General features: G+C 64.2%; 24 protein-coding genes. 20 read left to right on the top strand and 4 right to left on the bottom strand.

The window, feature by feature from the left end; all coding sequences use genetic code 11:
* The first annotated feature begins 32 nt into the window (after window positions 1-32).
* The 3 genes from FHS03_RS04035 to FHS03_RS04025 are packed head-to-tail and all read left to right on the top strand — an operon-like array spanning window position 33 to window position 2,131.
* Window positions 33-692, top strand: a complete 660-nt coding sequence (locus tag FHS03_RS04035; protein WP_183439735.1) for an HAD-IIIA family hydrolase — start codon at window positions 33-35, stop codon at window positions 690-692.
* Window positions 692-1,066 (top strand): Rieske (2Fe-2S) protein, encoded by a 375-nt coding sequence (locus FHS03_RS04030; protein ID WP_183439734.1) that lies wholly within the window; start codon window positions 692-694, stop codon window positions 1,064-1,066. Before FHS03_RS04035 ends, FHS03_RS04030 begins: the two co-directional genes overlap by 1 nt.
* A gap of 27 nt (window positions 1,067-1,093) precedes the next feature.
* Entirely contained in the window at window positions 1,094-2,131 is a 1,038-nt protein-coding gene (locus tag FHS03_RS04025; RefSeq protein WP_183439733.1) for a S49 family peptidase, read from the top strand.
* A 252-nt stretch (window positions 2,132-2,383) separates the two neighbouring features.
* Here the strand turns inward: FHS03_RS04025 and FHS03_RS04020 are convergent, their stop codons facing one another.
* Entirely contained in the window at window positions 2,384-2,587 is a 204-nt protein-coding gene (locus FHS03_RS04020) for a hypothetical protein (protein ID WP_183439732.1), read from the bottom strand.
* Between the two features lie 162 nt (window positions 2,588-2,749).
* Between FHS03_RS04020 and FHS03_RS04015 the strand changes: the two genes are divergently transcribed.
* From FHS03_RS04015 to motD, 10 genes are all read left to right on the top strand, one after another.
* Complete coding sequence (locus FHS03_RS04015; protein WP_183439731.1) at window positions 2,750-3,466, top strand: pseudouridine synthase; 717 nt, start codon at window positions 2,750-2,752, stop codon at window positions 3,464-3,466.
* 70 nt (window positions 3,467-3,536) lie between these two features.
* The gene (locus FHS03_RS04010; protein ID WP_183439730.1) at window positions 3,537-4,520 is read left to right on the top strand and encodes a fumarylacetoacetate hydrolase family protein; all 984 of its coding nucleotides are present in this window, start codon (window positions 3,537-3,539) and stop codon (window positions 4,518-4,520) included.
* Window positions 4,521-4,658: 138 nt separating this feature from the next.
* Window positions 4,659-5,843 carry a flagellar biosynthesis protein FlhB gene (flhB, locus tag FHS03_RS04005; protein ID WP_183439729.1) on the top strand — a complete coding sequence of 395 codons (1,185 nt, stop codon included), beginning with the start codon at window positions 4,659-4,661 and terminating at the stop codon, window positions 5,841-5,843.
* Entirely contained in the window at window positions 5,840-7,951 is a 2,112-nt protein-coding gene (flhA, locus tag FHS03_RS04000) for a flagellar biosynthesis protein FlhA (RefSeq protein WP_183439728.1), read from the top strand. Before flhB ends, flhA begins: the two co-directional genes overlap by 4 nt.
* Before the next feature lie 69 nt (window positions 7,952-8,020).
* A complete protein-coding gene (locus FHS03_RS03995; RefSeq protein WP_183439727.1) occupies window positions 8,021-9,031 on the top strand; it encodes a DUF4351 domain-containing protein in 1,011 nt (336 codons plus the stop codon).
* Window positions 9,032-9,145: 114 nt separating this feature from the next.
* The gene (flhF, locus tag FHS03_RS03990; protein ID WP_183439726.1) at window positions 9,146-10,630 is read left to right on the top strand and encodes a flagellar biosynthesis GTPase FlhF; all 1,485 of its coding nucleotides are present in this window, start codon (window positions 9,146-9,148) and stop codon (window positions 10,628-10,630) included.
* Window positions 10,623-11,441 (top strand): MinD/ParA family ATP-binding protein, encoded by an 819-nt coding sequence (locus FHS03_RS03985; RefSeq protein WP_183439725.1) that lies wholly within the window; start codon window positions 10,623-10,625, stop codon window positions 11,439-11,441. The genes flhF and FHS03_RS03985 overlap by 8 nt, the downstream gene beginning before the upstream one ends.
* A gap of 24 nt (window positions 11,442-11,465) precedes the next feature.
* Window positions 11,466-12,197, top strand: a complete 732-nt coding sequence (locus tag FHS03_RS03980) for an RNA polymerase sigma factor FliA (protein ID WP_183439724.1) — start codon at window positions 11,466-11,468, stop codon at window positions 12,195-12,197.
* On the top strand, window positions 12,179-12,925 hold the full coding sequence (locus FHS03_RS03975; RefSeq protein ID WP_050411929.1) for a flagellar motor protein: 747 nt from the start codon (window positions 12,179-12,181) through the stop codon (window positions 12,923-12,925). Before FHS03_RS03980 ends, FHS03_RS03975 begins: the two co-directional genes overlap by 19 nt.
* A complete protein-coding gene (gene motD / locus FHS03_RS03970) occupies window positions 12,925-13,707 on the top strand; it encodes a flagellar motor protein MotD (RefSeq protein WP_183439723.1) in 783 nt (260 codons plus the stop codon). Before FHS03_RS03975 ends, motD begins: the two co-directional genes overlap by 1 nt.
* 98 nt (window positions 13,708-13,805) lie before the next feature.
* Here motD and FHS03_RS03965 read toward each other — a convergent pair whose 3' ends face one another.
* The 3 genes from FHS03_RS03965 to flgA all read right to left on the bottom strand — a co-directional run bounded on the left by FHS03_RS03965 (window position 13,806) and on the right by flgA (window position 15,381).
* A complete protein-coding gene (locus tag FHS03_RS03965; RefSeq protein WP_183439722.1) occupies window positions 13,806-14,270 on the bottom strand; it encodes a flagella synthesis protein FlgN in 465 nt (154 codons plus the stop codon).
* An 8-nt stretch (window positions 14,271-14,278) separates the two neighbouring features.
* A complete protein-coding gene (gene flgM / locus FHS03_RS03960; RefSeq protein WP_183439721.1) occupies window positions 14,279-14,593 on the bottom strand; it encodes a flagellar biosynthesis anti-sigma factor FlgM in 315 nt (104 codons plus the stop codon).
* A 98-nt stretch (window positions 14,594-14,691) separates the two neighbouring features.
* A complete protein-coding gene (flgA, locus tag FHS03_RS03955) occupies window positions 14,692-15,381 on the bottom strand; it encodes a flagellar basal body P-ring formation chaperone FlgA (RefSeq protein ID WP_183439720.1) in 690 nt (229 codons plus the stop codon).
* A gap of 160 nt (window positions 15,382-15,541) precedes the next feature.
* Here flgA and flgB point away from each other — a divergent pair, with 160 nt between their 5' ends.
* The 7 genes from flgB (at window position 15,542) to FHS03_RS03920 (ending at window position 20,955) form a co-directional block, all read left to right on the top strand.
* The gene (flgB, locus tag FHS03_RS03950) at window positions 15,542-15,952 is read left to right on the top strand and encodes a flagellar basal body rod protein FlgB (protein WP_183439719.1); all 411 of its coding nucleotides are present in this window, start codon (window positions 15,542-15,544) and stop codon (window positions 15,950-15,952) included.
* A 2-nt stretch (window positions 15,953-15,954) separates the two neighbouring features.
* Window positions 15,955-16,359 (top strand): flagellar basal body rod protein FlgC, encoded by a 405-nt coding sequence (flgC, locus tag FHS03_RS03945; protein ID WP_050411935.1) that lies wholly within the window; start codon window positions 15,955-15,957, stop codon window positions 16,357-16,359.
* 13 nt (window positions 16,360-16,372) lie between these two features.
* Window positions 16,373-17,059 (top strand): flagellar hook assembly protein FlgD, encoded by a 687-nt coding sequence (locus FHS03_RS03940; protein ID WP_229426056.1) that lies wholly within the window; start codon window positions 16,373-16,375, stop codon window positions 17,057-17,059.
* Window positions 17,060-17,087: 28 nt separating this feature from the next.
* Window positions 17,088-18,626 carry a flagellar hook protein FlgE gene (locus tag FHS03_RS03935; protein WP_183439718.1) on the top strand — a complete coding sequence of 513 codons (1,539 nt, stop codon included), beginning with the start codon at window positions 17,088-17,090 and terminating at the stop codon, window positions 18,624-18,626.
* Between the two features lie 68 nt (window positions 18,627-18,694).
* The gene (gene flgF, locus FHS03_RS03930) at window positions 18,695-19,438 is read left to right on the top strand and encodes a flagellar basal-body rod protein FlgF (RefSeq protein WP_183439717.1); all 744 of its coding nucleotides are present in this window, start codon (window positions 18,695-18,697) and stop codon (window positions 19,436-19,438) included.
* A gap of 70 nt (window positions 19,439-19,508) precedes the next feature.
* On the top strand, window positions 19,509-20,291 hold the full coding sequence (gene flgG, locus FHS03_RS03925) for a flagellar basal-body rod protein FlgG (RefSeq protein ID WP_176346660.1): 783 nt from the start codon (window positions 19,509-19,511) through the stop codon (window positions 20,289-20,291).
* A gap of 10 nt (window positions 20,292-20,301) precedes the next feature.
* A complete protein-coding gene (locus FHS03_RS03920) occupies window positions 20,302-20,955 on the top strand; it encodes a flagellar basal body L-ring protein FlgH (protein WP_183439716.1) in 654 nt (217 codons plus the stop codon).
* The last annotated feature ends 2 nt before the right edge of the window (window positions 20,956-20,957 follow it).

Raw genomic sequence — 20,957 nt, 5'->3', positions numbered from 1 at the left:
TAGAGGAGCCAGCCGCGCGCCGGCTGGGGAAAATGTCAAGAAAGCAATTTGATCTGATCGTCTTCGATTGGGATGGCACGTTGATGGATAGCACGGCGGCCATCGTCAAGTGCATCCAGGCCGCCGCCAAGGACTTGGGGTTGCCGGTGCCGGGCGAGGCTGCCGCCGCCCATGTGATCGGCCTCGGCCTGCATGAGGCCATGCAGGCCGTGCTGCCCGACGCCGACCCGAAATACCATGCGCGCATGGTGGAGCGCTACCGCTACCACTTCCTGAGCCGCGACCATGAGCTGACCCTGTTCCAGGGCGCGCGCGAAATGTTGCAGGAATTGGCGCAGGAAGGCTATTTCCTGGCCGTGGCCACCGGCAAGAGCCGGGTCGGCCTGAACCGCGCGCTCAACGATGTGGGTCTGCTGTCGGCCTTCGACGCCACGCGTTGCGCTGATGAAACATTCTCCAAGCCCCATCCGGCCATGCTGCAAGAACTGACGCGCGAACTGGGCCAGGACCTCAAGCGCACCGTGATGATCGGCGACACCACCCATGACTTGCTGATGGCGCAGAACGCGGGCGCGGCCGGCATCGCCGTCGAATACGGCGCCCACCCGATCCACCAGCTGCAAGCCTGTAATCCGCTGTTCTCCGCGCGTTCCGTGGCCGAGCTGCACCAATGGCTGAATGAGAACGCCTGATGAGCGAGAACCCTGAGATCCTGATCTGCGCCTCCGACGAATTGGCCGAGGGCGGCAAGGGCGTGCGCTTTCCCGTCACGGCCGGCGGCGAGGACGGCACCGGCTTCGTGGTGCGCTATGGCGGCCAGGCGTATGGCTATCTGAACCGCTGCGCCCACGTGCCCATCGAACTGGACTGGGCGCCCGGCGAATTTTTCGAGTCGAGCGGCCTGTACATCATGTGCTCGACCCATGGCGCCGTGTATGTGCCGGAAAGCGGCCACTGTGCCGGCGGCCCGTGCAAGGGCGGCCGCCTGCGGCCGATCACGGTGAGCGAGCGCGATCAGCAGATTTTCTGGCAACCGGACGATTACGTCCGTCCGGCGCGCGCCTGAGGCGCCGTCTTTCACGAAAAGTAGAGCATGAACGAGAACACTGAACATCCCGGCAACGCCGCTGGCTTGCCGCCGACCCCGCCACCGGCGCCGCCGGCCGCGCCCACCGACGAGGGCGCGCCGCCCATCAAGTGGGAGAGGGAGGTGCTGGAGAAGCTGGTGTTCGCCACCCTGAAGGAACAGCGCGCCAACCGCCGCTGGAGCATCTTCTTCAAGGTTTTCATGCTGGTGATCGTCTTCCTGGCTGTGGTCAGCTATTTCGATATCGACCTGATGGGCGGAGATGCCGAGTCTTTAGGGCGACATACGGCCCTGATCGAGATCGAAGGCAATATCGAGGCGGAGGGTAGCGGCGCCGCCTCGGTGGTGATCCCGGCCCTCAACAAGGCGTTTTCCGACAGCGGCTCGGTGGCCGTGGTGCTGCACATTAACAGCCCGGGCGGCAGCGCGGTGCAGGCCGGCATGATCGTCGACGAGGTGCACCGCCTGCGCAAGGGCTATCCGGCCAAGCCGCTGTACGTGGTGGTCGACGAGATCTGCGCTTCGGGCGGCTATTACATCGCCGCCTCGGCCGACAAGATCTATGTCGACAAGGCCAGCCTGATCGGCTCGATCGGCGTGCTGATGGACGGTTTCGGCTTCACCGGCACCATGGACAAGCTGGGCGTCGAGCGCCGCCTGCTGACGGCCGGCGCCAACAAAGGTTTCCTCGACCCGTTCAGCCCGCAGTCGGACAAGCAAAAGCAGCACGCCCAGAGCATGCTCAATGAAATCCACCAGCAGTTCATCGACGTGGTGCGCACGGGCCGCGGCAAGCGTCTGAAGGAAACGCCGGAGATGTTCTCGGGCCTGTTCTGGACCGGCGCGCGCGCCATCGACATGGGCCTGGCCGATGGCCTGGGCAGCGTGGACAGCGTGGCGCGCGATGTGATCGACGCGCCCGACATCATCGACTACACCCAGCACGAGGGACTGCAGGAGCGCGTGCTGAAGAAATTCGGCGCCGCCGTGGGTTCCGGCGCGATCAAGGCGGCCGCCGAGGCCGCCCGTCCCGCCCTGCGCTAAATTGCGTTAAGAGAGCAACAGACAAGATTGGCAGTTTGCTCTTGTTACCCCTTGTATATTCCCGGTCGTGGGCTATAGTGGTGATGTAGTTCGTTCCAAGGGAGGGCTTATACAAGAAGTTGAAGGTTGGCGTAAGCTGACATTGCGATGGAACTACTCCCGGCGCATCGTGCATGCGCCCACCGAGTGAACTCACTTCCTCGAATGTGTTCCGGGATGGAACAAGAGAACGGCGGCCTCTGGCCGCTGTTTTCATTTCAGCCCGGTTTCTTCGGCATGGAAGCCGCCAGCCTGCAGCCAATCCTGATAATGCTGCTGCAGGTGCGCATGCCAGCGCCATTGCACCGTATGGCCGCCGAATGGGGCGCCACCGCGCCAGCGCGCCAGGGCGGCTTCGGTTTCATGTTGGGCCGCCTGTTCGGCGGTGGCACGGATATCGCTGTCGTGGATTTGCATGATCTGGCTCTCCCGTAAATTCTGATCGTGCTCGATGGAATCCTAAGGCACGTTAAGTAGATTCCTACATTTGTTTCCAGTGTATCGATGGGATCGGTCAGCAGTTTGATTTATATCAATCGCTTGGCGGGTGCCAGGGCAAATCCGGTAAAATTCCGCCCCATGAGTAAAATATCCCTAGACCGCATCCTGCAATCGCAGGGTTTCGGCACCCGCAAATACTGCCGCGCCCTGATCGAGGACGGCGATGTCCTGATCGGTGGCGTCGTGCAGGACAATTACAAGACCAGCTTCGACACCGAGGGCCTGGTGCTGCAAGTCTTCGAGGAAGAGTGGGTCTACCGCGAACACCTGTACCTGGCCCTGTACAAGCCGGCCGACTATGAATGCTCGCGCAAGCCCAGCCACCATCCCGGCGTGCTGACCTTGCTGCCCGAGCAATTCAGCTGGCGCGAAGTGCAGCCGGTCGGCCGCCTCGACCACGACACCACGGGCATGCTGCTGATGTCGGACGACGGCCCCTTCATCCATGCCCAGTCCTCGCCCAAGCGCCACGTGCCCAAGGTCTACCAGGCCACCACCCACGATCCGGTGACGCCGGAACTGATCGCGCAACTGCGCGCCGGCGTGCAACTGCACGACGAGCCGGCGCCGCTGGCGGCCCTGGTCTGCGAACAGCGCGGCGAGCACCAGCTGGAAATCGTGCTGGAGCAGGGCAAATACCACCAGGTCAAGCGCATGCTGGCGGCGGCCGGCAACCATTGCAGCGCGCTGCACCGCTCCGCCATCGGCGGCCTGGAATTGGCGTCGCTCGGCCTGCAAGAGGGCGAGTGGTGCTATCTGACGCCGGAACAGCTGGCCCTGCTGGCACCGGTCTGAGCCTCTCGGTCCGCCGCACCGGGCGGGCATCTGCTACAGTTTTGCTCTTCGCAACTTTCCGCTTTCGCCCATGAAACTGGCAACCCTGAAAGACGGCACGCGCGACGGCCAGCTGGCCATCGTCGCGCGCGACCTCAAAACGGCCGTGGTGGCCGATGGCATCGCCGCCACCCTGCAGCGCGCGCTCGACGACTGGGCCTTCCTCGCGCCCCAGCTCGACGAGCTGTCGCGCCAGCTCAACGAGGGCCGGGCGCGCCGCAGCTTCGATTTCGACCCGCAGCGCTGCATGGCGCCGTTGCCGCGCGCCTACCAGTGGGTTGACGGCTCGGCCTATGTCAACCATGTGGAACTGGTGCGCAAGGCGCGCAAGGCCGAGATGCCGGCCGCCTTCTGGGACGATCCGCTGATGTACCAGGGCGGCAGCGACGATTTCCTCGGCCCCTGCGACGATATCGTGCTGCGCCATGAGGAATGGGGCCTGGACTTCGAAGCCGAGGTGGCCGTCATCACCGGCGATGTGCCGATGGGCGCCACGCCCGACCAGGCCCAGCAGCAAATCCGCCTGCTGACCCTGGTCAACGATGTTTCGCTGCGCAATCTGATGCCCGACGAACTGGCCAAGGGCTTCGGCTTCCTCCAGTCCAAGCCCGCCACCAGCTTCGCGCCCGTGGCGCTGACGCCGGACGAGCTGGGCGACGCTTGGCAGGAGAGCAAGCTGCACCTGCCGCTGCGCTCGGCCTGGAACGGCAAGCTCGTGGGCCAGCCCAATGCCGGCGTCGACATGGTATTCAACTTCGCCCAGTTGATCGCCCACCTGTGCAAGACGCGCCATGCGCGCGCCGGCACCATCGTCGGCTCCGGGACGGTGTCGAACCAGGATGCGAAGAAGGGCTATTCCTGCATCGCCGAGAAGCGCTGCCTGGAAACGATCGCCGACGGCAAGCCGAGCATGCCCTTCATGGGCTTCGGCGACACCATCCGCATCGACATGCTCGATGCCGACGGCAAATCGCTGTTCGGCGCCATCGAGCAGCGCGTGTGCGCGGCGTCCTGAGATATTTTCTAATTTGCAATAAAACGGAACAAGCCGGGGAAAGTCCGCCTGTTCCGCCGATGGCCGTCATGGTCTAGAAGCAATAATGTCTCCTGCCAGGCCGCCGGGTGTCCGCGCCGGCCTTACCAGGAGCAGTAGATGGCTGAAGACAGCGAAGCCGAAAAGACCGAACCGGCGTCACAGAGGCGCCTCGAGCAGGCGCGGGAAGAAGGCGACGTTCCCCGGTCGCGCGAAGTGGCGACCTTTACCGTGCTGATGGCGGCCGGTGCTGGCTTGTGGATGACCGGTTCCGGCCTGGTACGGCAATTGAGCGCGGCGCTGGTGTCCGGCCTGTCGCTGACGCGCGAGCAAGTCTTCAATCCCGATGTCTTGCTCACCCGCATCCTGGTCGATGTGGTGCAGGTCATCGTCGCCTGCCTGCCGCTGGCGGTGGCGGTGATGATCGTGGCCCTCGCTTCGCCCTTGCTGGTGGGCGGCTGGCTGTTCAGCGGCAAGGCCATCACCCCGAATTTCATGAAGCTCAACCCGATCAACGGCTTGAGCAATCTGGTGTCCAAAAATGCGCTGGTGGAGCTGGTCAAGGCCATCCTGAAAACCCTGATCGTGGCCGCCGTCGCCTGGCTCGTGGTGCTCAAGCAGAAGGAAGCCGTGTTCGGCCTGGTCAACGAGCCGCTCAAGCTGGGCAGCGCCCACCTGCTCGATATGCTGGCCATGAGTTTCCTGTTCATTGTCGGCGCGCTCGGCTTTATCGCCGCCATCGATGCGCCTTACCAGATGTGGCATTACGCCAACAAGCTGAAGATGACGCGCCAGGAGCTGATCCAGGAATCCAAGGAATCGGACGGCAATCCCCAGATCAAGGGCAAGATCCGCCAGCTGCAGCGCGAAATGGCCAAGCGCCGCATGATGGCCGAGGTGCCGACCGCCGACGTGGTGGTGACCAACCCGACCCATTTTGCCGTCGCGCTGAAATACGTCGATGGCGCCGGCAGCGCGCCGAAGGTGGTGGCCAAGGGCACCGACGCGGTGGCGGCCAAGATCCGCGAACTGGCCAAGGAACACAAGGTGGCGATCCTGGAAGCGCCGGCCCTGGCCCGCGCGCTGCACAAGCATACCGAGATCGGCGACGAGATTTCGCCGCGCCTGTATGCCGCCGTGGCCGAAGTGCTGGCCTATGTCTTCCAGCTGCGCGCCTACCGTCCGGGCGGCCATTATCCAGACCGTCCCGGCAAACTCGAGGTGCCGGACGATATGGACCCGCTGCATCCAGCCTCGCAACAGGCGCCAACGCAAGCACAAAACAATACGGGAGCTAATCCATGAACAGCCTGAAACTACCCGCCTGGCTGAGCGGCATGAACCTGTCCGGCGCGGCCGGCAAGAGCCTGGCCGCGCCGATCCTGATCATCATGCTGCTGGCGATGATGATCCTGCCGCTGCCGGCCTTTGTGCTCGACCTGTTCTTCAGCTTCAATATCGCGCTGTCGGTCATCGTGCTGCTGACCAGCCTGTACACGGTCAAGCCGCTCGACTTCATGGCCTTCCCGACGGTGCTGCTGGTGTCGACCATGCTGCGCCTGTCCCTGAACGTGGCCTCGACCCGCGTCGTCTTGACCGAAGGCCATACCGGCGCCGACGCGGCCGGCAAGGTGATCGAAGCCTTCGGCCACTTCCTGATCGGCGGCAATTACACGGTCGGTATCGTGGTCTTCGTGATCCTGACCATCATCAACTTCGTGGTCGTGACCAAGGGCGCCGGCCGGATCGCCGAAGTGGGCGCGCGCTTCGCCCTGGATGCGATGCCGGGCAAGCAGATGGCGATCGACGCCGACCTGAACGCCGGCCTGATCGGCGAGCCCGAGGCGCGCCGCCGCCGCAACGAGGTGTCGCAGGAAGCCGAGTTCTATGGCGCCATGGACGGCGCCTCCAAATACGTGCGCGGCGATGCGATCGCCGGCATCATGGTCACGGTGATCAATATCGTCGGCGGCCTGCTGGTCGGCCTGATCCAGCACGATATGGCCTTCGGCGACGCGCTCAAGAACTACACCTTGCTGGCCATCGGCGACGGCCTGGTGGCGCAGATTCCTTCGCTGATCATTTCGATCGCGGCCGGTATCGTGGTCTCGCGCGTGGCCAGCGATAGCGATATCGGCACCCAGGTCATCGGCCAGCTGTTCGCCAAGCCCCAGGTGCTGTACATCACGGCCGCCATCATCGGCGGCATGGGCCTGATTCCAGGCATGCCGAACCTGGTCTTCCTGCTGCTGGCGGCGGCCCTGGGCGGTTCCGCCTATCTGATGGCCAAGCGCGCCAAGGAGCAGGCCGAAGCGCCGGAAGCCGAAGCGGCCGCCGCAGCGGCAGCCGGCGGCCAGACGGCGGCGCCGGAGCAGGAAGAGGCGAGCTGGCAGGACATCCTGCCGGTCGATACGCTCGGCCTGGAAGTGGGCTACCGCCTGATCCCGCTGGTGGACAAGGCCCAGGGCGGCGAGCTGCTCAAGCGCATCAAGGGCATCCGCAAGAAGTTCGCGCAGGAAGTGGGCTTCCTGGCGCCGCCAGTGCACATCCGCGACAATCTGGAACTCAAGCCTTCGGCCTACCGCATCGCGCTGAAAGGCGTGGAAGTGGGCGCGGGCGAAGCGTTCAACGGCCAGTTCCTGGCCATCAATCCGGGCATGGCCTCGGGCACCCTGCAGGGCATGGAAACCACCGACCCGGCGTTCGGCCTGCCCGCCGTCTGGATCGACGCCGCCCAGCGCGACGAGGCGCAGAGCATGGGCTATACCGTGGTCGACGCCGGCACCGTGGTGGCGACCCACCTGAACCACCTGATCACCACCCACGCTTCCGAGCTGCTGGGCCGGGCCGAGGTGCAATCCCTGCTCGACCACCTGGGCAAGGATTCGCCCAAGCTGGTGGAAGACCTGGTGCCGAAAATGATCTCGCTGTCGGGCTTGCAGAAGGTGTTGCAGAACCTGCTGGCCGAAGGCGTGCACATCCGCGATATGCGCACCATCATCGAAACCCTGGCCGAGCATACGGCGCAGAGCCAGGATCCGAACGAGCTGACCGCCCTGGTGCGCATCGCGCTCGGCCGCGCCATCGTGCAGCAGCTGTTCCCGAACGGCGGCGAGCTGTCGGTGATGACCTTGGATAACCGCCTGGAGCGCCTGCTGATGCAAGCCTTGTCGACCGGCGGCGAAGCCGGCATCGAACCGGGCCTGGCCGACACCATCGCCCAGCAAGCCAATGCCGCCGCCCAGCAGCAGGAAGCGCTGGGCTTGACGCCGGTGCTGCTGGTGCCGGGACCGCTGCGCGCCTTGCTGTCGCGCTTCCTGCGCCGCGCGCTGCCGCAGCTGAAGGTACTGTCGCATGCGGAGATTCCGGAGACCAAGACCATTCGCGTCACGGCCCTGGTCGGCGCCAATTGAGGGCGCGCAAGCGCCCCGGGTTTGCGCCAGTCGGCCTTGCCGCGACAGCGGCAGGGCTAGACTGGGGCCATGCCTGCCCCGTCCCGCCATGATTACGACACGCCCTGGAAGGATGCGCTGACGCGCTATCTGCTGGATTTTCTCGCCTTCTATTTTCCGGCCGCCCATGCCGCCATCGACTGGACGCGGCCCCATGTCTTTCTCGACCAGGAGCTGGCGCAAATCTGCCACGACAGCGCCCAGGGCCGACGCCTGGCCGACAAGCTGGTGCGTGTTCATCTGCGCACCGGGAGTGAGCAATGGGTGCTGCTGCATCTCGAAGTGCAGGCGGCCCGCGACTGCAGCCTGGCCGAGCGCGTCTTCACCTGCAATTACCGCAGCTATGAGCGCTACCGGCGGCCGGTAGCCAGCCTGGTGCTGCTGGCCGACCATAGCCCGAGCTGGCGGCCGCACCAGTTTTCCTATCGCCTGCTCGGCAGTGAGATGCGCCTGCAGTTCGCGCTGGCCAAGCTGCTCGATTACGCGCCGCGCCTGCCGGACTTGCTGGGGGAGGATAATCCCTTTGCCCTGGTGACGGCGGCCCACTTGATGGCGCAGCGCTGCCGCCGGCAGCCGCTGGTGGCCTATGCCGGCAAGCGCTATCTGATTCGCCTGTTGTTCCGGCGCCAGTGGGACCGGCGGCGTATCATGGATCTGCTGCTGGTGATCGACTGGATTTTGTGCCTGCCAACCGAGCTGGAGCTTGAGTTGCGCAGCGATATTCGGGAAATGGAAGGAGAAGGTGCCATGCCATACGTATCGTCATTTGAAAGAATAGGACGGCAAATTGGGCTTCAAGAGGGACTTCAAGAGGGACTTCAGGAAGGATTGCGGGAAGGACTGCAGCAAGGATTGCAGCGAGGGCAGGCCGAGTTGCTGGACCGGCAGTTAACGCGGCGTTTCGGCGCCTTGCCGGCGGCGGTGCAAAACCGTCTGCGACAAGCCAGCGCCGCGCAATTGCTGCACTGGGGCGAGCGCTTGCTCGATGCGGCAACGCTGGAGGAGGTGTGGGGGGCGGAAGAGGGCAGAACGACCCCCTGAAATGCGAGGTGTTTCGGCACTTGTTCGAGTGATGGTTTCTCCTGTGCATCGTGAATAATTTCACCATGAGAATTGAGTCGCTAATTGGCGGCGCATCGTGACACAGGAGCTGCAATGAACGTCAAAAAATTTACCGCACCCACATCGCGTGAGGCTTTGCGCAAGGTGCGTGAGGCCCTCGGCCCCGACGCGGTGATTTTGTCCAACCGTCAAGCCGATGGCGTGGTCGAAATCCTCGCGCTGGCCAATGACGATGCCGCCTCTCTCGCGATGCCGCCGGGCGATTCGCCGATGGCCGCACCGGCGCCGCGTCTGGAGTTGCCGGCCGCGCAGGACTTTGCCGCCGAACTGGAACCTGCCCTCGCGGCGCGTGCCAGCAGCCTGCTGTCCGCCGCCACGGCCGCTTTTGGCGCCGCGACGCCAGCCATTGCCACTGCCGCGCCAGCCGCCGCCGCGCCGCGCCCACAGCCGCGTCCGCAAGCGCCTGCCGCCACGGCGGCCCGTCCTGCCGCGCCGCAGCGCAGCGCGCCGCGCGCACCAGCCAATGCGGCGCCGCCGGCGCCGGCCGCACCGACCCTGGATATGGACCGCATTTCCGCCCTGGTGGCGGACGCCGTGGCCTCGGCCAAGGCCAATGCGGCCGCCGAGATGAGCGGCATGATGAACGAGATCCGCGCCATGCGCGGCATGATGGAAACCCAGTTGGCCGAGCTGTCCTGGGGCGCCACCCAGCAGCGCGAGCCGCAGAAGACGGCGGTGCTGCGCGAAATGCTGGCCGCCGGTTTTTCGGCCACGCTGGCGCGCTACCTGATCGACAAGCTGCCGGCCGGCCGCGACGGCGCCGCCAGCCTGCAATGGATCAAGACGGTCCTGGCGCGCAATATCAGCGCCATGGCCAATGAGCAGGCGCTGATCGAGCAGGGCGGCGTGTTCGCCCTGGTCGGCCCCACCGGCGTCGGCAAGACCACCAGCACCGCCAAGCTGGCGGCGCGCTGCGTGATGCGCCACGGCCCGGAAAAACTGGCCCTGATCACCACCGACGCCTACCGTATCGGCGCCCACGAGCAGTTGCGCATCTACGGCAAGATCCTCGGCGTGATGGTGCACTCGGTCAAGGACGAAGCCGACCTGCGCATCGCCTTGAAAGAACTCAAGAACAAGCACACCGTGCTGATCGACACCGTCGGCGTCAGCCAGCGCGACCAGATGGTGACCGAGCAGGTCGCCATGCTGCAGGGCGTGGACGCGAATGTGAAGCGCCTGCTGTGCCTGAACGCGACGGCGACCCAGGAAACCCTGAGCGAAGTGGTGCGCGCCTACCAGGGCAGCGGCCTGGCCGGCTGCATCATGACCAAGCTCGACGAAGCGGCCTCGCTGGGCAATGTGCTCGACGTGCTGATCCGCCAGAAGCTCAATCTGTTCTACGTCTCCAACGGCCAGCGCGTGCCGGAAGACCTGCACCTGGCCGACCCGGCCCAACTGGTCGAGCGCGCCTTCCGCCGCGAAGCGGCCAGCCGCCAAGTGGCCGAGGCCGACCTGCCCCTGCTGATGGCCGCAGCCGGCGGCGATACCCTGGCGCGCGAGGTGCACCTTGGCTAACTTCAATTTCGACCAGGCCGAAGGCCTGCGCCGCATGCTGGCGGGGCCGCAGCCGCGCATCATCACCTTCCTCTCGGCCACGCCACGCGACGACAAGGGTTCCATGCTGGTCAATCTGGGCGCCTCGCTGGCGCGCGCCGGCAACGATGTGGTGCTGGTCGACGCCTGCGACAGCGAGCATGGGGTGGCGTCGCGCCTCGGCCTGGACGGCGGCGCGCGCCTGCTCGACGTGGCGCGCCAGCAATGCGCGCTCAATGAGGTGATCCAACCCGCGCCGCAAGGCTTCGGCGTGGTGTCGATGACGGGCGGCGAAGCGCGCCGCGGTCCGGACGAAGGCCGCCGCCTGGCCAAGGCCTTCGATGTGCTGGCCAAGCAGACGGGCATCGTGGTGGTCGACGGCGAGTTCGATGGCGACGCCTTCCCGGTGCCGATCATGGCCAGTTCCGAGATCGTGGTGCAGGTGTCGAACAGCGCCGAATCCATCAAAAATGCTTATCTAATGATTAAGCGTTTGAGCCATGAACTAGGCCGCCGCCCCTTCGGCATCCTGGTAACCGGTGCGACAGAGGCCGAAGCGAGGTTGGTTTACGATAATATGGCGCAGGCGGCAAGCCGTTACCTGGCCGTGAACCTGGTGTCCATGGGTTCCGTGCCGGCCGACGAGTATCTGCACCGCGCAGCGCGCCTGGGGCGCGCGGTGGTTGACGCATTCCCGCTGGCCGGTGCTTCGGTCGCGTTTCGTCAGCTGGCTGGCCGCTTTGCGCTGGCTGCTGCGCCGTCCTTATCCACGGGGAGCAACAGCCATTTTTAGTGTTCAAGAACAAAACTAGAATTTATGTACACGGTCAAAGGGAAGGTGGACAAGGATTCGCTGCTGACGGAGCATATGCCCTTGGTCAAGCGCCTGGCCCACCATATGAAGGCAAAACTGCCGCCCAGCGTAGAAGTGGATGACCTGGTACAAGCGGGAATGATCGGCTTGCTCGATGCAATCAACCGCTACGAAGAAACCCATGGTGCCCAGTTTGAAACCTATGCGGTGATGCGCATCCGCGGCGCCATGCTCGATGAATTGCGCAGCAGCGACTGGATGCCGCGCAGCATGCGCCAAGACATGCGCAAGATCGAAAGCGCCATGTCCACGCTGCAGCAGCGCCTGGGCCGGCCGCCGAGCGAATCGGAAGTGGCGAAGATGCTCAAGCTCTCGCTGGCCGATTACCAGGAAATGCTGTCCGAAGGCGGCGGCCACCAACTGGTGTACTACGAGGATTTCCACGACGAGGATGGCAATGACAGCTTCCTCGACCGTTATGCCCACGACGAGGAGGCCGATCCGCTGCGCGCCTTGCTCGACACCGACTTCCGCCAGGCCGTGATCGATGCCATCGATGCCTTGCCGCCGCGCGAGAAGATCTTGATGGGCCTGTATTACGAGGAAGAATTGAATCTGAAGGAAATCGGCGCGGTGATGGGGGTCTCCGAATCGCGCGTATCGCAACTGCATACCCAGGCCGTGGCACGGCTGCGGGCGACTTTGAGGGAGCAGGCATGGACTGGGCCAGCGTAATCGGTGTCTTGCTGGGACTGGCCGGGGTCTTGGTCGGCCAGGGCCTGGAGGGCGGCAAATGGTCGTCCCTGGTGCAGCCGGCCGCTTTTGCCATCGTGGTGGTCGGCACCTTCGGCGCCGTGCTGCTGCAAACCCGCCCGTCCACCCTGCGCCGCGGCGTGTGGATGCTGCGCTGGGTGTTCGCGCCGCCGGCCGACAGCCGCGCCGCGCTGGCGCGCGACATCAATGCCTGGAACCTGGCGGCGCGCCGCGACGGCCTGCTGTCGCTGGAGCGCTTCATGCTCTCGTCGAAGGACAAATTCAATGCCAAGGGCTTGCGCATGATCGTCGATGGCGTCGCCCCGGACAAGCTGCGCCAGCTGCTCGACACCGAGATCACGGCCTTTGAAATGGCCGAGCGCCAGGCCGTGCGCATCTGGGAGTCGGCGGCCGGCTACTCGCCCACCATCGGTATTCTGGGCGCGGTACTGGGCTTGATCAGCGTGATGGAAAACCTGAGCGACCCGAGCAAACTGGGACCAGGCATCGCCGTGGCCTTCGTCTCCACCATTTACGGCGTGGGCCTGGCCAATCTATTCTTCTACCCGATCGCCAACAAGCTCAAGAATATCGTCACGCAGCAGGTGCACCAGCAGGAAATCGCCGCCGCCGTGTTCTACGACATCGCCACCGGCGACTTCACGCGCATCATCGACGAGCGCGTCGCCACGCTGCTGCGGGAACACTGATGGAACGCCGCGCGCGCCGCAAGTTCGACGATGAGCCGGAAAACCACGAGCGCTGGCTGATCTCCTACGCTGACTTTATCACGCTGTTGTTCGCCTTCTTCGTCGTGATGTATGCGATCTCCTCGGTCAATATCGGCAAGTACAAGGTGTTTTCCGACGCCCTCGGCGATGCTTTCGGCGGCCAGGGTTCGGCCGAGCCGATCAATACCCAGGTGCAGAACCTGCCGATTCCCAATCCCGGCCTGAAGCGGCGCACCGAACTGATCCGCAAGGAAAAGGAGCAGATGACCAAGCTGGCCCAGGATCTGCTGTCGACCCTGGCGCCGTTGGTGAAGGAGGGCAAGGTGCGCGTGACGCAGAACAGCCGCGGCGTCAGCGTCGAAATCAATGCCAGCGTGCTGTTCGATCCGGGCGACGCGCGCTTGACGGCCGAGTCGCGCGAGGCGCTGCAGGCGGTGGCCACCCTGCTCAAGGACGACAGCCATGCGGTGCAGGTGGAGGGGCATAGCGACAATGTGCCGATCCGCAACGCCATCTTCCCCTCCAACTGGGAATTGTCGGCCATGCGCGCCGGCAGCGTGGTGCGCCTGTTCATTGAAGCGGGCGTGCCGCCCGAGCGCATGACGGCGGTCGGCCATGCGTCGAACTTCCCGGTGGCGCCCAACGAGACGCCGGAAGGCCGGGCACGCAACCGCCGCGTCGCCGTCACCATTCTGTCCGGCATTCCCGATCCGAGCACGGAAATCCCCACCGAGGCCGCTGCCCCAGCGACCCAGCCTTAGGCATGGCGACCGAGCGCTGTCCACGACGAAAAAAACAAGCCGGATGACCCAATGCAAAAAGCCGGCAGCGCCGGCTTGTTCATTTCCGCGAAAAAAACTTAGCGGGCGAGGAAGCCGCGGCTGCTGCGGCCGGCCGTGGCGTGGCCGCTGGGGCCGTAGACCTGGCTTTGGGTCTGGGGGCGCAGCGCGTTCAGCGCGCCTTGCGTGTGGTTCAGGTGTTTGTTGATCAGCACGCCATTCAGGCGGTTCATTTCCTTGGCTTCGCGCGTCAGTTCCAGCACTTGCTGCCACAGGCTGTGGGCATTCGCGTCGCCGCTCGCGGCCAGCCAGGCTTCCATGCCGCTTTCCTGGGCGGCGTAGCCGGCGGCGCCGAGGGCGCTGTGACGCTGGCTGGCCAGCACCGCCATCTGGTTCACCAGCGCGGTTTTCTGCGGGGTGAGGGCGGTCAGGCTGTCGATGTCCGCGGCCACCAGATGTTTTTGCTCCAGCTTCAGGATTTCCAGCAGGGCGGAAATCAGGCTCTGCTCTTCATGCAGGCTGGCCATCGGGGACACGGTGTTCATGCTGGATCCTAACGTTTACGCGAGTGCAGCAGATCCTTGACCGTTTCCAGCAAGCCGTCCGCTACTTTTTCTGAATTGACCTGGAACTGGCCATCGGCAATCGCCAATTTGATGCGTTCGACTTTTTTGCTGTCGAACACGGCGTTGCTGCTGCTGGCTGCTCCGGCCGCCATGGCCTGTCCTTGTGCCGACAGGCGTACATTGTCTGCCCCGGCCTGGGGTGCCGGGGCGGCCGCCTTCTCCGCGCCGCGCGCGGTGGTATTGGCGGGCGCCGGCGTGTTCTGCAGGCCCGGTGTGGTGTTAACTGAATTATTGATCTTCACAGCTTTATCCTCGTCTGGTTGGAGTCTTTACTCCGGGATACGAGTCTTATATCGGCAGCTATTCGCCAAACTTTAGACCCACCAGACCACTTTTCTTGTCAGAAAGCTACCTCGACCAGTCCGCCGGCCCGCGCCACGCCGGACACCGACTGCCCGCTGGCCGTCCTGACCTGGACAGTCTGGCCTTCGGCGGCATTGGCCGCGGCCTTGCCCTCCGACGAGATGCTGAAGCCATTGCCGCTGCTGACCAGGCGCACCAGTTGCCCCTGCAAGACCACTTGCCTGCTGCGCAGGGTATCGAGGCGCAGCGGCACGCCGGCCGGCAGCGAGAGATTGCTGCTGCGGCCGACCACCTGGCTGGCATCGGTGGCCACGCCCGGCGGCAGCGCCGTCAGATCGCCTTTCAGCGTCGTCAGCTGGGCCGCCACGATGGGCTGGCCCTGGGCCAAGGGCACGGCGCTGGCGATGTAATCGCCTTCCACCGTCACCCTGGCTTGAATATACACCGTCCATACTGAGGGCGCCGCACAGCGCACGCCCACCGTGGTGCGGCCCCAGGCGCGCGCGCCCGGCATCATGAACGCTTCCGGCGCGGCGCAGGCGCCCAGACTCAGACGCGGCTCGATGGGGCCGACGCTGAGGCTGACCTTGCCCGGCAGCCCACCCGTCTGCACTTGCAGGAATTGCTCGACCGTCTGTTGCAGCACGGCGGCGTCGGTGCGCGCGGCGGGCTGCGCCAGCGCGGCGCCGGCCGACAGGAACAGGGCAGAGAGAGTCAGCAGTTTCATGGCGGGCAAGGACAAGATGAGAATGCTGCCATGATAGGTGGGCCCGCGCGCCGCGAAAACGGGGAATAGGATGGGAAAGCCGGCCTTTCTCTGGCGATCCATTTGCCGGCCGTGAACGTAAGATCGATGCTGTCATCACCGGATTTTCAGTGGAGCCACCATGCTAGGGAAACTTGACGAACATTTGCGCTTTAACGAGACCGTGCTGAGCTTGCGCTCGCAGCGCCAGACCGTGCTCGCGTCGAATATCGCCAATGCCGATACGCCGAATTACAAGGCGCGCGACATCGACTTTGCCAGCGCCCTGCAGGGCGCCATGGACAACAAGGCCGCGCTGAACACGACGGCAAAAAAACATTATCCGAATCCGCTGCAGCCGGGCCAGGCGCTGGCGGACGGCACCCCGCTGCTCTACCGCGGCGTGGTGCAGGGGGCGGTCGACGGCAATACCGTCGATATGGATGTCGAGCGCAACCAGTTCGCCGACAATGCGCTGCGCTACGAGGCCGGCGTCACCTTCATCAATTCCCAGATCAAAGGCTTGCTGGCGGCCATCCAGGGAGGGCAATAATCATGTCGCTGTTCAGTATTTTTAATGTTTCCGGTTCGGCCATGAGCGCCCAGGCCCAGCGCCTGAACGTGGTCGCCTCCAATCTGGCCAATGCCGACAGTTCCACCAGCGCCACGGGCGAAGCCTACCGCGCCAAGCAGGTGGTGTTCGAAGCGACACCGTCGGCGAATAACGCCTCGACCGGTGTCAAGGTGCAGCGCGTGGTGGAAGATCCGGGGCCGATGAAGCAGGTGTACGACCCCAAGCACCCGCTGGCCGACGAGAAGGGCTATGTGACCATGCCGAATGTGAACGTGGTCGACGAGATGGTGAATATGCTGTCGGCCTCGCGCTCTTACCAGACCAATGTCGAAACGATGAACGCAGCCAAGTCGCTGCTCTTGAAAACCCTGACCATCGGTCAGTAACCGGAAGACCATCATGGCAGTCGATACCTCCAACACCATGCAGGGCGGCCCGTCGGGCACGCTGATGAACGCCGTCAACCCAAAAAAGGCGACGGCGACCGACAGCACCAAGGCAGACCAGGACAAGTTCATGACCCTGCTGCTGACCCAGCTGAAAAACCAGGATCCGCTGAACCCGATGGACAATGCCCAGATCACCAGCCAGCTGGCACAGCTGCAAACGGTGAGTGGCGTGAACAAGCTCAACGCCACCCTCGATTCGCTGCGCGGCGATTACAAGGCGTCGGCCTCGCTGGCGGCCACGAATATGATCAACCACGGTGTGCTGGTGCCCGGCTCGGCCCTGCAACTGGCGGGCGGCAAGGCGGTCTTTGGCATCGATATGGGCACGGCCGCCGATCAGGTGCAGATCGAGATCAAGGACAGCAGCGGCAAGGCCATCCACGTCATCGACATGAAGAGTGTCAAGGCGGGCACCATGCCTCTGGTGTGGGACGGCACCTTGGCCGACGGCAAGAAAGCGCCCGACGGCGCCTACCGCATCGCCGTCACCGCCACCACCGGCGGCGCCAAGCTCAAGGATGCCGCCGCGCTGACCTTCGGCACGGTGGCCAGCGTCTCGACCGGCGCCGCCGGCATCAAATTAAACATCCCCAACGTCGGCACGCTGACGATGGACGATATCAAGCAAGTGTTGTAAGCCAGCCCATACTGAAGAGGGGAATAGCATGTTTCAACAAGGTCTCAGCGGTCTGAACGCCGCAGATATATCGCTCAAAACGATCGGCAACAATATCGCCAATGCCAGCACCGTCGGCTTCAAAGGGTCGGTGGCCCAGTTCGCCGACCTGTACGCGAACTCGCTGAATGGGGTGAGCGGCAACAATCCCGGCATCGGCGTGTCGGTCGCGCGGCTGGCGCAGCAATTCACCCAGGGCGGTATTGAAACGACCAATAATCCGCTCGATATTTCCATCAATGGCGGCGGCTTCTTCCGCACCGTGGTCAACGGCGCCGTCCAGTACTCGCGCAATGGCCAGTTCCTGCTCGACAAAAACGGCGGCATCATCAATGCCCAGGGCGCCCAGGTGACGGGCTATCTGGCCAATAAGGATGGGGTGATCCTGTCCGGCGCGCCGGTGCCGCTGGTGATCGACAGCTCCGACTTGAAACCGAAGCCGACGGATAACGCCAACTTCTCCATCAACCTGAATTCGAGGGACGAGCTGCCCGTCAAGACCCCTTTTAGTCCGACCGATCCGACAAGCTTCAACAAGCAGACCTCGCTGAATGTGTACGATAGTCTGGGTAACGCCCACGTGATGGGCGTCTATTATGTGAAGACGGCACCCAATACCTGGGACGTGTATATGTCCAACGATGGGGTGGAGTTGCAGACGCAGAAGGTGCTGGCCGATGCTGCCGCTACTGACCCGGTTAAATTGGCCCGTCAGGCATATTATGACGCCGTCGTCGCCGTGCCCCAAGGTGATATTCTGGCGGCAAATATTGGCTATGCTAACGCTCTGGGGGAGGCATTGGAAGCCGCCATACTGGCCATTGATCCCGGGGCCGATGTCACCAAGCTGAATGCGATGTGGAAAGACCCTGCGACCAATATCGGCAACCGTGGCAATACCAATCCGGATGAAATCGGCGCCACCATGGCCACGGCCTTCATGGTGCCGGCGGTGAAGCAGAGCACCTTGGTGTTTGACCGCTCTGGCGCCATGGACTTGACGGCAATGGCGGCGCTGACGCCGCCGCAAAAACTGCCGCTGACGGTGAGCCTGCCCATCTTCCCCGACCTCGGCTCGGTGCAGCCGATGACGATCAAGGTCGACTTTGCCGGCACCACGCAATACGGCGCGCCCACCAGCGAGAAAGCCAGTACCCAGGACGGGTATTCCGCGGGCAGCCTGGAGCGCTTTGCCGCGGATGAGAAGGGCGTCATTATCGGCCAGTACAGCAACGGCAAGTCGCGCCCGCTGGCGCAGATCGTGCTGGCTAATTTCGCCAGCCCGGATGGCCTGGTTCCACTCGGTAACAATGCCTGGGCCGAAAGCTCGGCCTCGGGCGCCCCCCAGGTCGGCGTGCCGGGCGACGGCAAGATGGGCAAGCTGCGCTCGTCCTCGGTCGAAGTGTCGAACGTGGATCTGACCAGGGAGCTGGTGAATATGATCACCGCCCAGCGCGTCTACCAGGCCAATGCGCAGACCATCAAGACCCAGGACTCGATCATGCAGACCCTGGTCAACCTGCGTTAAACCCGGCGTCGGCGCGGTAGGGGAGGGCGGCGCCTTCCCCGGGCCGCGCGCCGCTTTCGGAGCTTTTTATGGACCGACTGATTTACACCGCCATGACCGGCGCCAGGCACATCCTGGACCAGCAGGCCACCACCTCGAACAATCTGGCCAACGCCACCACCACCGGCTTTCGCGCCCAGCTCGATTCCTTCCGCGCCGTGCCCGTGGTGTCGGAAGGCCTGCCGACGCGCACCTTCGTAGTCGATTCCACAGTGGGCACGGATTTCCGCCCCGGCCCGATCCAGACCACGGCCAACCCGCTCGACGTGGCCATGCGCGGCGAAGGCTGGCTGGCGGTGCAGTCGCCCGATGGTTCGGAAGCGTATACGCGCAGCGGCAGCCTGAAAGTCAGCACCAATGGCTTGCTGCAGACACGTGCCGGGCATAATCTGATTGGCGAAAACGGGCCGATCGCGATTCCGCCCGACAGCGAAATTTCCATCGCCTCGGACGGCACGGTGTCGGCCATCAGCACCGTGCAGACCCAGCCCGGCCCCTCGAATGTGCTGGGGCGCATCAAGCTGGTCAATCCGCCGCCGGCCGAGCTGCTGCGCGGCGATGACGGCCTGTTCCGCCTGCAGTCGGGCCAGCCGGCCGATGTCGACCAGAATGTGCGCCTGGTCGACGGTGCGGTCGAGGGCAGCAATGTCAACCCGGTCGACGCCATGGTGAGCATGATCGCGCTGGCGCGCTCGTTCGAGACGCAAATGAGCTTGTTGAAGAATGCCGAGAATAACGCGGCGAAAGCTACCCAGATCCTCGCTTTGAATTGACCTTGGCAGCGGCATAATGTCTCCATGAAAACTGGCTTGGCGCGCACCGCCGGCCTCAAGGAGAAAGCACATGATCCGTTCCTTATGGATTGCCAAGACCGGCATGGAGGCCATGCAGACGCAGATGGACGTGGTGTCCAACAACCTGGCCAACGTCAGCACCAACGGCTTCAAGAAATCGCGCGCCGTCTTCGAAGACTTGCTGTACCAGAATATCCGCCAGCCCGGCGGCCAATCGTCGCAGCAGACCCAACTGCCTTCGGGCATGCAGCAAGGCACGGGCGTGCGTCCGGTGGCCATCGAGCGCATCCACACCCAGGGCAATCCCCAGTCCACTGGCAACGACAAGGACTTGATGGTGAACGGCCCGGGCTTTTTCAATGTGCTGCTGCCCGACGGCACCACGGCGTACACCCGCGACGGTTCCTTCCAGCGCGACAATAATGGCCAGATGGTCACGTCCAGCGGTTTCCCCCTGCAGCCGGCCATCACCATCCCCATCAATGCCAAGGAAATCACGGTCGGCCGCGACGGCACCGTGTCGGCCAAGATCGAGGGCCAGATCGCGGCGCAGCAGATCGGCAGCATCCAGCTGGCCACCTTCATCAATCCCACGGGCCTGGAGTCGCGCGGCGAGAACCTGTACGTGGAAACGGGCGCCTCGGGCGCGGCCCAGAGCAACCAGCCAGGCACCAATGGCACCGGCCTGATCCTGCAGGGCTATGTCGAGGTGTCGAATGTGAACGTGGTGGAGGAGATGGTGAATATGATCCAGACCCAGCGCGCCTACGAGATCAACAGCAAGGCCATCACGACCTCGGACCAGATGCTGCAAAAACTGTCCCAGCTGTAAAGGAGTTTGCATGAAAACCGCGTACACCGTCCTTGCCGCCGCGGCCCTGCTGGCCGGCTGCAGCGTCGCCCCCACTTCCATCGTGCAGGGGCCGACCACGGCGCGGCCGCTGACGGCGGCCCAGATGCCGGCCCCGGCCAACGGCGCCATCTTCCAGGTCAACGGCTACCGTCCCCACTTCGAAGACCGGCGCGCGCGCCAGGTTGGCGATCTGATCAATATTGTCATCACCGAGCGCACCTCGGCGGTGAAAAACGGCAGCAGCACCGGCAATAAATCGGGCAGCGTCAATTTCGGCGTGCCCGGCCCGCTGCAGGACCGCTTCGGCGCCACCGCCACGGCCAGCGGCGCCACCAAGTATGCCGATGGCGACAACCAGACCGCCAACAATACCTTCACCGGTAATATCGGCGCCACCGTGGTCGAGGTGCTGCCGAACGGCAATCTGATCGTGGCCGGCGAAAAGCAGATCGGCATGAACAAGGGCACGGAATTCATCCGCTTCTCGGGCATGGTCAATCCTGACTCGATCGGCGCCGGCAATACCGTGCAGTCGACCGCCGTGGCCGACGCCCGCGTCGAATACCGCACGAATAGCCAGATCGACCGCGCCGAAGTGTCGGCGATGATGTCGCGCTTCTTCCTCAGCCTGCTTCCCTTCTGACC

The organism is Pseudoduganella violacea (genome assembly GCF_014191875.1).
GTDB classification, from domain to species: domain Bacteria; phylum Pseudomonadota; class Gammaproteobacteria; order Burkholderiales; family Burkholderiaceae_D; genus Rugamonas; species Rugamonas violacea_A.
Note: the sequence above shows the minus strand (reverse complement) of the source record. Positions and strands in the feature narration are given on the sequence as shown.